Consider the following 12,596-nt stretch of genomic DNA (forward strand, 5'->3'; position numbering starts at 1 on the left):
GCAGACGGTTGACAGCGAATGTCCAGAAGTTTTCCGGCCGGTTCCGTGTCCTCCGAACCGGCCGCCCGCGCAACTCTTGCGCGAGGGTCCAGCCATACCTGCGGGCACACCAAGGACGGTGACCATGGCCGACAGCGCCATGACCGCGACGTTCCTCGCCGTGATCGGCGGAGCGTCGCTGCTCGCCGTGACCGCGCGCCGCCTGCGTCCCAGCGACCGGCTGCCGTCCCTGGAGGGCTGGGCGCTGGCCGACCGCAGTCTCGGGCCGGTGTGGACCTGGCTGCTGCTCGGCGGCACGATCTTCACCGCGTACACCTTCACCGCCGTACCGGGACTGGCGTACGGCAACGGCGCGGCCGCCTTCTTCGCGGTGCCGTACACGGTGATCGTGTGCCCGATCGCCTTCGTGCTGCTCAGCCGCCTGGGCGAGGTGGCCCGCCGGCACGGCTACATCACCGCCGCCGACTTCGTGCGCGGCCGCTACGGTTCGCCGCCGCTGGCCCTGGTGGTCGCGCTGACCGGGATCCTCGCGACGATGCCGTACCTGGCGCTGCAACTGCTCGGGATAAGGGCGGTGCTGACCGCGGGGGGCGTGTATCCGCGGGGCGCGACCGGTGACCTGGTGATGGTGGCGCTGTTCGCGGGCCTCGCGGTGGCCACCTACCGGCACGGGCTGCGGGCGCCCACCGTGATCTCCGCGCTCAAGGCGGTCGCCGTCTTCGTCTCGCTCACCGCCGTCACCTGGCTGGTCCTGGAACGGCTCGGCGGACCGGGCGCGGTGTTCGACGGAGCCGGCGAGCGCCTGGGCGCCCCGGCGCTGCTCCTGTCCCCCGAGCAGCAGCCCGCCTACGCCACCCTCGCCCTCGGCTCCGCCCTCGCCCTGCTGATGTACCCGCACGTCCTGACCGCGGGTTTCGCCGCCGACGGCCCGCGCACCCTGCGCAAGGTCGTCGTGGCCCTGCCCGCCTGGACCGGGCTGCTCGCGCTCTTCGGGTTCCTGGGCGTCGCGGCGCTCGCGGCCGGGGTGCGGGCGCCGGCGGGCGGCGCCGAGACGGCCGTACCGATGCTGGTGGACCGGTTGATGCCGGGGCCGCTGGCCGGGCTGGTGTTCGGCGCGATCACCGTGGGGGCGCTGGTTCCGGCCGCGGTCATGTCGATCGCGGCGGCCACCAGTTTCGTGCGCAACGTCTACGTCGAGTACGTGCACCCGACGGCCACGCCCAAGCGGCAGGTGCGGATCGCCAAGGCGGTGTCGCTGACGGCGAAGGTGGGCGCGGTGGCGTTCGTGTTCGGGCTGCGCGACCAGGACGCGGTCAACCTCCAGCTCCTCGGCGGGGTCTGGATCCTGCAGATCTTCCCGGCCGTCGCCGTGGGCCTGTTCACCGGGCGGCTGCATCCGCGGGCGCTGCTCGCCGGGTGGGGCGCGGGCATGCTGGCCGGCACCTTCCTCGTGGTCCGCGAGGGCTTCTCGTCGCTCGGCAGCGGGCCCTTCCAGATCTACGCCGGTCTCGTCGCCCTCCTGCTCAACCTGACCGTCGCCCTGGCCGGAACCGCGGCCCTCGAACGGTTCGGCGTCCCGCGCGGCGCCGACCTGACCGACCTACCGTCGCGCCTGACCGTCAGGCGGCGACCGGAGACGGGAGCGAACAACCCGTGAGACAGCATCTGAGACACGGCACCCCCGGGCCCCTCCCGCTCGCCCCCGCGGCGGCCGACCCGGCCGAGCTGGAGCGCGAGGCCGGTGTGGCCCGCCTTTTCGAGCTGCACTACGCCTCGATGCTCCGCCTCGCCGTGCTGCTCGGCGCCGACGATCCGGAGAACGTGGTCGCCGAGGCCTACTACCAGATCTACCGGAAGTGGCGGCGCCTGAGGGACACCGAGGCCGCGGAGGCCTATCTGCGCTCCACGGTCTGCAATCTGACGCGGATGCGGATACGGCACCTCCAGGTCGCCCGCAGACATGTCGAGGCCCCGTCCACCGAACTGGTCGCCTCCGCCGAGAGCACCGCGCTCCTCCACGACGACCAGCGCGTCCTCATCGACGCGCTCCAGCAGCTGCCGGCCCGGCAGCGCGAGGCGCTGGTGCTCAGGCACTGGCTCGGGCTGAAGGAGAGCGAGATCGCCTCGGCGATGGGCATCTCCTGCGGCTCCGTCAAGACCCACACGGCACGCGGCCTGGCCGCCCTGACCCAGGCGATGGAGGCCCGGCGATGACGCATCGAGACACCACCGAGTCGCGTGGCACCGGTCCGGACCGCAGCACCGAGCGCGAGCTGCAGGAGGCCCTGGCCGCGCTCGCGGGCGGGGTGCACGCGGCACCCGACGCCTACCGCACGGCACGCGGCGAGTGGCTGCGCCGCGAGCGCCGCCGCCGGCTCGTCCTCGCCGTCCTCATCGCGGTCGTGTTCGCGCTCGCGACCCTGATCGGTCTGTGGGTGCTGAACCAGACTCCGGCCCACCCGGGGGTGATCTTCTCCGGCACGGCGGCGTCACTCCCCCGGCCCCACCCCTGATTGCCCGCACGACCAGCCGGGAACCCGCACTCCGTGCACCCCCGAACCCCACCGGCCGCCCGGATCCCCCGTATCGAGGACTACGCCCTCATCGGCGACGAACAGACCGCCGCCCTGGTCGGCACGGACGGCTCCGTGGACTGGCTGTGCCTGCCCCGCTTCGACTCGGGGGCCTGCTTCGCGAGGCTGCTCGGCGACGAGGAGAACGGCCACTGGCGGATCGCTCCGCTGAACGCCTACCGGTGCGCGAGGCGCGCCTACCGCCCCGGCACCCTCGTCCTGGACACCGAGTGGGAGACCGCCGAGGGCGCGGTGCGCGTCACCGACCTGATGCCGCAGCGGGACCTGGCCCCCGACGTCGTACGCGTCGTGGAGGGGCTCCGCGGCCGGGTCACCGTGCACAGCACGCTGCGGCTGCGCTTCGAGTACGGCTCGATCGTGCCGTGGATGCGCAGGTCGGACGGGCAGCGGGTGGCCGTCGCGGGACCCGACGCGACGTGGCTGCGCAGCGAGCCCCCGGTACGCACCTGGGGCGAGCACTTCGGGACGCACTCGGAGTTTACCGTCGAGAAGGGCGAGAAGGTCGCTTTCGTCCTGACCTGGCACCCCTCGCACGAGCCGCGTCCCCCGCTGACCGACCCCTTCGAGGCGCTGGAGAGCAGCGTGGCCGACTGGCAGACCTGGGCGGCGCGCTGCCGCTACGACGGTCCGCACCGGGACGCCGTGGTCCGTTCCCTGATCACTCTGAAGGCGCTCACCTACCGGCCGACCGGCGGCATCGTGGCGGCGGCCACGACCTCCCTGCCGGAGGAGATGGGCGGGGTGCGCAACTGGGACTACCGCTACTGCTGGCTGCGCGACTCCACCCTCACCCTGGGCGCCCTGGTGCAGTGCGGTTACCTGGAGGAGGCCGAGGCCTGGCGGGACTGGCTGCTGCGCGCGGTGGCCGGCGACCCGGCAGACCTCCAGATCATGTACGGCCTCGCGGGAGAACGGCGGCTGCCGGAGTTCGAACTGCCGTGGCTGTCCGGTTTCGGCGGCTCCAGGCCGGTACGCATCGGCAACGCGGCCGTGAAACAGCTCCAGCTGGACGTGTACGGCGAGGTCATGGACTCGCTGTCGCTGGCCCGGCGGGCGGGGCTGACCGCCAAACCGCACATGTGGTCCCTGCAGAGCGTCCTGCTGGATTTTCTCCGGGCCTCCTGGCGGCAGCCGGACGAGGGACTGTGGGAGGTGCGCGGCGGCCGCCGCGACTTCGTCCACTCGAAGGTCATGGTGTGGGTCGCCGCCGACCGCGCCGTGCGCGCCCTGGAGGCCTTCCCGGAACTGAGCGGCGACCTGGACGGCTGGCGCGCGTTGCGCGACGAGGCGCACCGCGAGGTCTGCGAGAGGGGCTACGACGCCGAACGCAACACCTTCACCCAGTACTACGGCTCGCGCGCACTCGACGCGTCCCTGCTGCTGATCCCGCGCGTCGGCTTTCTGCCGCCCGACGACCCCCGTGTCGTCGGCACCGTCGACGCGATCCGCACAGAGCTGGACCACGGCGGATTCGTACGGCGGTACAGCGCCGAGGAGACGACGGTGGACGGGCTGCCGGGCGGCGAGGGCACCTTCCTGGTGTGCTCGTTCTGGCTCGCCGACGCGCTCCACATGACCGGCCGCGCGAAGGAGGCGCGCGAGCTCTTCGAACGGCTGCTGGGGCTGGCCAACGACGTGGGGTTGCTGTCGGAGGAGTACGACCCGGTGGCCGGCGCCCAGCTCGGCAACTTCCCGCAGGCGTTCAGCCACATCGGACTGGTGAACACCGCCCTCACTCTGTACGGGGACGAGGAGGCAGGATAGGAACCATGGATCTTGGACTGAAGGACCGCGTGTACGTCGTCACCGGAGCGACCCGGGGGCTCGGCAACGCGGCCGCGCGTGAGCTGGTCGCCGACGGGGCGAAGGTCGTCGTGACCGGGCGGGACGAGGCGGGTGCGCTCGCCGCGGCGGCGGAGTTGGGCCCGAACGCCTTCGGGGTGGCCGTCGACAATGCCGATCCGTCGGCGGCCGAGCGGCTGATCGCCGCCGCGCGGGAGAACTTCGGCGGCTTCGACGGCGTACTGATCAGCGTGGGCGGGCCTGCGCCGGGTTTTGTGGCCGACAACACGGACGAGCAGTGGCAGTCCGCGTTCGAGTCGGTGTTTCTGGGAGCGGTTCGGCTGGCCCGGGCGGCTGCGGCCGAGCTGGAAGCCGGGGGTGTCATCGGGTTCGTGCTCTCCGCGTCCGTGCATGAACCGATTCCGGGGCTGACGATTTCGAACGGGCTGCGGCCCGGTCTCGCCGGGTTCGCGAAGTCGCTCTCGGACGAACTGGGGCCGCGGGGGGTTCGGGTCGTCGGGCTCCTGCCGTCCCGTATCGACACGGATCGGGTGCGCGAGCTGGACGCGTTGTCGGCGGATCCGGAGGCCACTCGGGCCGCGAACGAGTCCCGGATTCCCTTGCGACGGTATGGGACGCCGGAGGAGTTCGGGCGGGCCGCCGCGTTTTTGCTGTCGCCGGCTGCTTCGTATCTGACCGGGGTCATGCTGCCTGTCGACGGGGGCATGAGGCACGGTTTCTGAAGACTCTCAACTGACCCTTTCCGCTTTGTGCTTGACGCCGGTCATGCGGACCTCGGCCGGAAGTGTCTCGAGCCCTGCCGAATTGCGGGCGTGGGTCAGGGCCTCTGCCGTCAGCAAGTGGAGGGCCGTTCCCGGGTCCACGTGGGGTTCCAGCAGGAGTCGTACGCGGGTCCGGGGCGCGTCCGGACGGCCGGTCAGGTGGGCGTGGGCCCGGTGGACGCCGTCCAACTCGGCTGCCTCGCCTTCGAGTACGCCCTCCAGGGCCCGACCCCGCAGGAGCGCGCCCTCGCCGTCGCCCGTGTTGACGCGTACCTCCGTGAGCCGGCGCCTGCGGAGGACCGCGGTCAGCCACCACAGGGTCAGGAGCACCACGAGTGCCAGTGCGGCGATGACCGCAGGCCACCACCAGCCCTCGCCGTCCCAGCGGGTGCGCTCCGCGTCGCTCAGCAGGACGTCCTTCTTGCCGTCGTGAATCCACCAGGAGGGCGCGTCGAGGCCGAGGCCCACGGCGAGTACCGAGCCACCGACGACGAGCAGTACCAGCCCCACCAGGCCGATCAGTACGCGGTTGACGGTCCTGAGCATCGGCCTCAGCCCTTCTTCCTGGTCGTCCGCGCCACGTGCACCGACAGTGCGGGGGGCCGGGCCAGGCCCAGTGCCGTGATCGCCTCGGTGAGGGTCACGTCCAGGTCGGCGCGTACGTCGTCCAGTTCGCGGAAGTGGGAGACCGCGCGCACGTCGGCCTTCCTCCGGCGCATCCGTACGCGTGCGGACTGGACGCCGGCCACCTCCATGGCCCGGTCCCGCAGGACCCTCGCGGCCGCGTCCCGGTGCAGGCCCGCCCGGACGTCGGGATGGGCGCGGTTCATCGGGAGGACGCTGCGCAGACCTGGTGTGGTGGCCAGGACGATCAGCCACAGGCCCAGGGCCGCGGCGACTCCGGCGCCCACCAGGACCCAGATGTCGTCCAGGGGGCGTTCGGCGAGCTGCCGGGCGAGCTCGCGGCGCCAGTGCATGGCCGGCCGGTCGGCCCGGACGGCTGCGATGTCGTACAGGAAGATCCCCGCGACGAGCAGGAGCAGCAGGGCCACGATGCCCGCCGGGACCCTGCGCGCCGACCAGAAACGGCGTTCGCCGCCGCCCGCCCCGTCCTCCGGGGCGGGCGGTGGTCCGTACGCGGCCGCCGACGCGGACTGGTCGCGCTGGTCCGGTGCCTTCTCGAGGACCGGCAGTCGTTGTGTGGTGCCCTCGGAGCCCTGGGGCTCGCTCATCGCGTCCTCCCCTGTGCCACGCCGTGCGACGGTGCCGGATACAGCCGTTCCACCTGGACGGCGACCTCCGACACCTCCATGCCCACCAACCCGACTACCCGCTCGACCACGTGCTGACGCACCTCTCGGCACCGCGCGCCGATGTCACAGGGGTAGTCGAGTTCGAGGTGCATGCGGATCCGGGCGACCTCGCGGTGGACGACGACGGTGGCGTACGGGGGCTGGGCCTCGGCGGGGAGCCGTCCGAGCGCCTCGCGGGCCGCCTGTCCCGCGACCTTCGCGACCACCCGGTCGGCGATCCTCGTCGCCCCTCGGTCACCGGGCGGAACGGCGGTCGCGGTCAGGGGTTTGCGGAGCTCGTCCGCCGCGCCTGCCTCAGTACTCACGGACGTCATCGCCGCCGGTCACGCCGGTCGTCACGGGTGCGGAAGAGGTCGCCGATCTCCAGGTCCCCCTCCAGGAACCGGCCGACGACGAAGCCGATGGCGCCCAGCGCCGCCACCAGCAGGAAGGCGCCGAATCCGCCGAAATACCCTGCGAAGCCCAGCGCCATGCCAGCGATCATGCCGACCACGGCCATGCTCATCGTGCGCTCCCTAAAGGTCCCTGAAGTGTGGTCCGGCTACTGGAGTCGGGTCTCCGGCTCCTCGTCCTCTTCGTCGGGCAGCTTCACGTCGCTCACCGCGATGTTGACCTCGACGACCTCCAGTCCGGTCATCCGCTCCACCGCGGCGACGACGTTCTCCCGCACGGCCCTGGCCACGTCGGAGATCGAGACGCCGTAGTCGACGACGATCTCCAGGTCGAGCGCGGTCTGCACCTCGCCGACCTCCACCTTGACCCCGCGCGTGGCGGACTTCGAACCGCCGGGCACCCGGTCCCGAACCGCCCCGAAGGTGCGGCTCAGCCCGCTGCCCATGGCATGGACGCCGAGGACGTCGCGTGCCGCGAGTCCGGCGATCTTCTCCACGACACCGTCGGCGATGGTGGTCCGCCCTCGTGTCGCCGCGTCGCCGCCGCCACGCCTGGTGGTCTTCCGCGGCTGCACCGACGACTCCACCTCGGTGCTCTGCGTCATGTCGGTCATCACCGTCACCCCTTTCGGTCGTCCTCCTTCGACCACCGTATGCGCGGTTGCGCGATCGCGCGCCGGAGATGCGGCAGGCTGGAGTAATGACGGCGGAGCAGTGGGCACGGACGGTGCGGCATCAGCTGGGGTTGGGGCGGCTGCTGCCCCTGGGCGGCCAGCGCGACGGGGCGTGGATCTCCGAGGAGGTGGCTCAGGGGGTGTTGCGAGCCGCCGTGCGCGAACTACCGGATGTACGGCTCGGCGCCGTGCGTATCGGCCTCGCCGATCCGGAGGACACGCACGAGCCCGCCGTACCGCCGCCTCCGAGCGCGCTGCCGCCCGGCCCGCTGCGGGTCACGGCGGAGTTCGAGGCCACCCCCGCACGGCCGCTGCCGGTGACGGCGGAGCGGCTGCGCACGGCACTCGCCGGGGCGGCGGCGCGGCTGCTGGGGCTGGAGCTCGGCGAGGTGGACCTGCGGGTGACGGCCCTCGTGGACGAGGACGCGGAACCGTCTCCCGTACGACAGCCCGAACCGCCGCGTGCCGTGGAGGCGGGGCCGGGCGACGAGGCCCTCGCGGCCGGCGCCGCTCTGGCGGTGCCCGGTGTGCACCGGTTGACCGGTCTGCTCGGGCGTCCGGTGCACATCGAGGACCGGGAGACCGGGGACGGCTCGCTTCCGCGCCGCCATGTCCGCGTCGAACTGGCGGTGGGTGCGGACCGCCGGCCCCTGGACGTGGCCCGGGAGGTCCGCGCCGCCGTGGGAGAGGTGCTGTCGGATCGTCCGACGGTGGCCGTGCTGGTGACGGCCGTGACGGCCTAGTCGCCGACTCCGGCGAGGTCACGCAGCCGTCGGGTCTGGGCCGCCCGCTCGGCGGCGCGCTGCTCGTCGTAGGTGCGGTCCTGGGCGCCCCGCAGCAGCGCCTTGGTCTCGATGACCGCGTCGCGAGGGGCGGACAGGAGCGCGGCCGCCAGGTCCTTCACGGCGCCGTCGAGCTGGTCGAGAGGTACGGCGAGGTTGGCGAGGCCGGTGTTCACCGCCTCCTCGGCCGTGACGAAGCGCCCGGTGGCGCAGATCTCCAGCGCCCGGGCGTATCCGACGAGGCCCACCAGGGGGTGGGTGCCGGTGAGGTCGGGGACCAGGCCCAGGCTGGTCTCGCGCATGGCGAACTGCACGTCGTCGGCGACGACGCGCAGGTCACAGGCGAGGGCCAGCTGGAAGCCCGCCCCGATGGCATGCCCCTGAACGGCGGCGATGGACACGACGTCACTACGCCGCCACCAGGTGAAGCCCTCCTGGAACTGAGCGATGGCGGCGTCGAGTTCGGCGTCACCACTGCGGGCGAGGTCGATGAACGACGGCTCGCCCTCGATCCCCTCGGGCGTGAACATCTGCCGGTCGAGCCCGGCGGAGAAGGACTTGCCTTCGCCACGCAGTACCACGACCCGGACGGAGCCCGGCACCAGCCGGCCCGCCTCGGCGAGCGCCCGCCACAGAGCGGGGCTCTGGGCGTTGCGCTTGGCCGGGTTGGTCAGCGTCACCGTGGCGAGGGTGTCCTCGACGGTGAGCCGTACGCCGTCCTTGTCGAGCAGGGGAACGAGTTCCTGGCCATCCTGGCCGGACGTCGCCATGGGGTGCCTCCGATGCGTGCGGTCATCCTCCGTGCCGCAGGACGGCACAGCTAAGTGACTGCACAGTAACCACCCGGTCAGTCAGCCGACCGACCGGGTGGCCACCATCGAAGCCGATGGGCCGCCCGGATCAGGACGATGCGGCCTTCTTGCCCCGCGTCGCTCCGCCACGCCCACGAAGCGTGACGCCCGATTCGCTGAGCATCCGGTGCACGAAGCCATACGAGCGGCCGGTTTCCTCGGCCAGTGCCCGAATGCTCGCACCGGAGTCGTACTTCTTCTTCAGGTCTGCCGCGAGCTTGTCGCGCGCGGCGCCGGTTACCCGGCTGCCCTTCTTCAGAGTCTCGGCCACCCGTGCCTCCTCATGGGAAGTGCGCTCTGGTCCCCTCATGATCACCCCTCCGGGGCCCGATGGCCACCCATTCGGCAAGGTCCGTAAGACAGGGTTTTGACGACAGGAGCGCATCCCCACAAGCGGAATCTGTAATTCCACCCGCACCCGTTCGTACCGCCGAACGGGTTCTTTTGTGAAATGCCAGGTCAGCGACGTACGACGGCCGAGCCCTTGTCGATGAAGGGCTCGGCCGTGAAATCGATGTAGGACACACCTCGGTACGAGGAGATCTCACACAGATGATGGATCACCGGTGGGCCGAATGATCCATACGCCGTGGATCACGCTTTCGATCAAACGGCGCTTACTCATGCGAGGGCGACGAGATCCGCGTAGTCGGCGCCCCACAGGTCCTCGACGCCGTCCGGCAGCAGGATGATCCGCTCGGGCTGGAGCGCCTGGACAGCGCCCTCGTCGTGCGTCACCAGGACGACCGCGCCCTTGTAAGTGCTCAGCGCGCCGAGGATCTCCTCGCGGCTGGCCAGGTCGAGGTTGTTGGTGGGCTCGTCGAGGAGCAGGACGTTCGCCGAGGAGACGACCAGGGTGGCGAGCGCCAGTCGGGTCTTCTCGCCGCCGGAGAGGACTCCGGCCGGCTTGTCGACGTCGTCGCCGGAGAACAGGAACGAGCCGAGCGTCTTGCGCACCTCGACGAGGTCGAGGTCGGGGGCCGCCGAGCGCATGTTCTCCAGGACCGTGCGCTCGGGGTCGAGGGTCTCGTGCTCCTGGGCGTAGTACCCGAGCTTGAGGCCGTGGCCGGGGACGACCGCGCCCGTGTCCGGCTGCTCGGTCCCGGCCAGCAGCCGGAGCAGGGTCGTCTTGCCCGCGCCGTTGAGGCCCAGGATGACCACGCGTGAGCCCTTGTCGATGGCCAGGTCGACGTCGGTGAAGATCTCCAGTGAGCCGTACGACTTCGACAGGCCCTCCGCCATCAGCGGGGTCTTGCCGCAGGGCGCGGGCTCGGGGAAGCGCAGCTTGGCCACCTTGTCCTGCTGACGCACCGCTTCGAGGCCGGCGAGCAGCCGATCGGCGCGCTTGGCCATGTTCTGCGCGGCGACCGTCTTGGTGGCCTTGGCACGCATCTTGTCGGCCTGCGAGTGCAGGGCCGCGGCCTTCTTCTCGGCGTTCTGCCGCTCGCGCTTGCGGCGCTTCTCGTCGGCCTCGCGCTGCTGCTGGTAGAGCTTCCAGCCCATGTTGTAGACGTCGATCTGGGCGCGGTTGGCGTCCAGGTAGAAGACCTTGTTGACGACCGTCTCGACCAGGTCGGCGTCGTGGGAGATCACGATGAAACCGCCGCGGTAGGTCTTGAGGTAGTCGCGCAGCCAGATGATCGAGTCGGCGTCGAGGTGGTTGGTCGGCTCGTCGAGGAGCAGGGTGTCGGCGTCGGAGAAGAGGATCCGGGCCAGTTCGATACGGCGGCGCTGACCACCGGAGAGGGTGTGCAGCGGCTGGCCCAGCACACGGTCGGGGAGGTTCAGCGCGGCGGCGATGGTGGCGGCCTCGGCCTCGGCGGAATACCCGCCCTTGGTGAGGAACTCCGTCTCCTGGCGCTCGTACTGCCTGAGCGCCTTCTCCCGGGTGGCGCCCTGGCCGTTGGCGATGCGCTGTTCGTTGTCGCGCATCTTCTTCAGCAGGACGTCGAGGCCGCGCGCGGAGAGGATGCGGTCGCGGGCGAGCACGTCGAGGTCGCCGGTGCGGGGGTCCTGGGGGAGGTAGCCGACCTCGCCGGAGCGGGTGATCTGACCCGCGGCGGGGATGCCCTCGCCGGCCAGGCACTTGGTGAGGGTGGTCTTCCCCGCGCCGTTACGGCCGACCAGGCCGATGCGGTCGCCCTTGGCGACACGGAAGGTGGCGGACTCGATGAGGACTCGGGCGCCGGCGCGCAGCTCGATACCGGAGGCGGAGATCACGGACAGACTCCAGGGCGGATTCGGGATTGACGGGTGGACGGCTGAGGACGTTCCCGCCGTCTAATGCGCGAGGAGAATGGCCATGGGCCAAGTCTAACGGGGGCATGCAAGCACTTTTTCTGGGTTCGGGTGTTGGGTTGGTCTCGCTCCGGGGTAATCGGTCGGTCCCGTCTCCGTCCCCAGCCGCGGGGGTTCCGCATGCAGTTCGACGACGACGCCAGGTTGGACACCTCCGAGGTGCAGGACGTGCGCGGCAGCCGCATCCCGGGCGGCAGAGCGACCGTCGGCGGCGGTGTCGTGGGCCTGATCGCCCTCGTTCTGGGGCTCTTCCTCGGCGTCGGACCCGACCAGCTCGGACTCACCGACAGCGGCGGACAGCCCGCGGCCACGGCCTCGGGGCTCGCGCAGGTCGAGCAGAACTGCCGGACCGGACAGGACGCGAACACGCGGGACGACTGCCGGACGGTGGCGGTCGTCAACAGCGTGCAGGACTACTGGGACCAGGAGTTCACGCGGCGCGGCGCCGGCTACAGCCGCTCCCCCACGGTCTTCTTCGGTGAGCGGGTCAACACGGGGTGCGGGTCGGCGAGTTCTGCGGTCGGGCCGTTCTACTGCCCGGACGACCGGAAGGTCTACCTCGACCTCGGGTTCTTCGACGAGCTGCGGTCCGAGTTCGGGGCCACCGGCGGGCCGTTCGCGCAGGCGTACGTCGTGGCCCACGAGTACGGGCATCACGTGCAGGACCTGATGGGCACGCTGAGCCGGTCGCAGGACGGGCGCACGGGCGCGGACAGCGACGCGGTGAAGGTGGAGCTCCAGGCGGACTGCTACGCCGGGGTGTGGGCTCGCCACGCGACCACGACGAAGGACGAGTCGACGGGGCGGCCGCTCATCACGCGCCTCACGGACGCGGACATCACCGACGGTCTGGACGCGGCGGCGGCCGTGGGCGACGACCGGATCCAGGAGCGGTTCCAGGGACGGGTGACACCCGACTCGTGGACGCACGGGTCGGCCGAGCAGCGGCAGCAGTGGTTCCGGGAGGGGTACCGCAGCGGGGACATGGGGCGGTGTGACACGTTCCGGTGAGGGGCCGTGGCTGGTGCCGGGCCGTTGTCAGTGGTCGCTGCGAGACTGGTCGGCAGAGGGAAGTCCCGGCATGCGCCCGGTTTCCGATCCGGCGTTTGATCACAAGGGAGTGATCGG

General features: G+C 71.4%; 15 protein-coding genes. 7 read left to right on the top strand and 8 right to left on the bottom strand.

Translation table 11 applies throughout. The features are described from left to right. Positions 1-124: 124 nt before the first annotated feature. Genes QF027_RS11635 through QF027_RS11655 form a run of 5 tightly spaced genes read left to right on the top strand, consistent with a single transcriptional unit; the run spans position 125 to position 5,119 of the window. Complete coding sequence (locus QF027_RS11635) at positions 125-1,657, top strand: sodium:solute symporter family protein (protein ID WP_307074327.1); 1,533 nt, start codon at positions 125-127, stop codon at positions 1,655-1,657. After that, positions 1,654-2,214: a sigma-70 family RNA polymerase sigma factor gene (locus QF027_RS11640; RefSeq protein WP_306983441.1), complete on the top strand. Its 561-nt coding sequence runs from the start codon at positions 1,654-1,656 to the stop codon at positions 2,212-2,214. The genes QF027_RS11635 and QF027_RS11640 overlap by 4 nt, the downstream gene beginning before the upstream one ends. Then, the gene (locus QF027_RS11645) at positions 2,211-2,513 is read left to right on the top strand and encodes a hypothetical protein (RefSeq protein ID WP_306983439.1); all 303 of its coding nucleotides are present in this window, start codon (positions 2,211-2,213) and stop codon (positions 2,511-2,513) included. The genes QF027_RS11640 and QF027_RS11645 overlap by 4 nt, the downstream gene beginning before the upstream one ends. A gap of 33 nt (positions 2,514-2,546) precedes the next feature. Further along, the gene (locus tag QF027_RS11650; protein WP_307074328.1) at positions 2,547-4,358 is read left to right on the top strand and encodes a glycoside hydrolase family 15 protein; all 1,812 of its coding nucleotides are present in this window, start codon (positions 2,547-2,549) and stop codon (positions 4,356-4,358) included. 5 nt (positions 4,359-4,363) lie between these two features. Further along, positions 4,364-5,119: an SDR family oxidoreductase gene (locus tag QF027_RS11655; RefSeq protein WP_306983435.1), complete on the top strand. Its 756-nt coding sequence runs from the start codon at positions 4,364-4,366 to the stop codon at positions 5,117-5,119. A gap of 6 nt (positions 5,120-5,125) precedes the next feature. Here QF027_RS11655 and amaP read toward each other — a convergent pair whose 3' ends face one another. From amaP to QF027_RS11680, 5 genes are read right to left on the bottom strand one after another with little or no spacing between them, the layout of a single operon-like run. Then, positions 5,126-5,704 carry an alkaline shock response membrane anchor protein AmaP gene (gene amaP / locus QF027_RS11660; RefSeq protein WP_306983433.1) on the bottom strand — a complete coding sequence of 193 codons (579 nt, stop codon included), beginning with the start codon at positions 5,702-5,704 and terminating at the stop codon, positions 5,126-5,128. Positions 5,705-5,709: 5 nt separating this feature from the next. After that, on the bottom strand, positions 5,710-6,390 hold the full coding sequence (locus QF027_RS11665; protein ID WP_307074330.1) for a DUF6286 domain-containing protein: 681 nt from the start codon (positions 6,388-6,390) through the stop codon (positions 5,710-5,712). Then, positions 6,387-6,785, bottom strand: a complete 399-nt coding sequence (locus QF027_RS11670) for an Asp23/Gls24 family envelope stress response protein (RefSeq protein ID WP_307074332.1) — start codon at positions 6,783-6,785, stop codon at positions 6,387-6,389. The genes QF027_RS11665 and QF027_RS11670 overlap by 4 nt, the downstream gene beginning before the upstream one ends. Further along, complete coding sequence (locus QF027_RS11675; RefSeq protein ID WP_306983427.1) at positions 6,782-6,976, bottom strand: hypothetical protein; 195 nt, start codon at positions 6,974-6,976, stop codon at positions 6,782-6,784. The genes QF027_RS11670 and QF027_RS11675 overlap by 4 nt, the downstream gene beginning before the upstream one ends. A 36-nt stretch (positions 6,977-7,012) precedes the next feature. Continuing rightward, a complete protein-coding gene (locus QF027_RS11680; RefSeq protein ID WP_306983425.1) occupies positions 7,013-7,477 on the bottom strand; it encodes an Asp23/Gls24 family envelope stress response protein in 465 nt (154 codons plus the stop codon). An 86-nt stretch (positions 7,478-7,563) separates the two neighbouring features. Between QF027_RS11680 and QF027_RS11685 the strand changes: the two genes are divergently transcribed. Then, complete coding sequence (locus QF027_RS11685; RefSeq protein WP_307074334.1) at positions 7,564-8,280, top strand: nucleopolyhedrovirus P10 family protein; 717 nt, start codon at positions 7,564-7,566, stop codon at positions 8,278-8,280. Here the strand turns inward: QF027_RS11685 and QF027_RS11690 are convergent. The 3 genes from QF027_RS11690 to QF027_RS11700 all read right to left on the bottom strand — a co-directional run bounded on the left by QF027_RS11690 (position 8,277) and on the right by QF027_RS11700 (position 11,390). Next, positions 8,277-9,089: an enoyl-CoA hydratase/isomerase family protein gene (locus QF027_RS11690; RefSeq protein WP_306983421.1), complete on the bottom strand. Its 813-nt coding sequence runs from the start codon at positions 9,087-9,089 to the stop codon at positions 8,277-8,279. The genes QF027_RS11685 and QF027_RS11690 overlap by 4 nt on opposite strands. Before the next feature lie 130 nt (positions 9,090-9,219). Next, positions 9,220-9,441 (bottom strand): helix-turn-helix domain-containing protein, encoded by a 222-nt coding sequence (locus tag QF027_RS11695; RefSeq protein ID WP_004002281.1) that lies wholly within the window; start codon positions 9,439-9,441, stop codon positions 9,220-9,222. 350 nt (positions 9,442-9,791) lie between these two features. Next, on the bottom strand, positions 9,792-11,390 hold the full coding sequence (locus tag QF027_RS11700; RefSeq protein ID WP_266525017.1) for an ABC-F family ATP-binding cassette domain-containing protein: 1,599 nt from the start codon (positions 11,388-11,390) through the stop codon (positions 9,792-9,794). 198 nt (positions 11,391-11,588) lie between these two features. Here QF027_RS11700 and ypfJ point away from each other — a divergent pair, with 198 nt between their 5' ends. Beyond that, positions 11,589-12,479 (top strand): KPN_02809 family neutral zinc metallopeptidase, encoded by an 891-nt coding sequence (ypfJ, locus tag QF027_RS11705; RefSeq protein ID WP_307074335.1) that lies wholly within the window; start codon positions 11,589-11,591, stop codon positions 12,477-12,479. Positions 12,480-12,596 lie beyond the last annotated feature (117 nt).

This window comes from Streptomyces canus, assembly GCF_030816965.1.
Lineage (GTDB): Bacteria > Actinomycetota > Actinomycetes > Streptomycetales > Streptomycetaceae > Streptomyces > Streptomyces canus_E.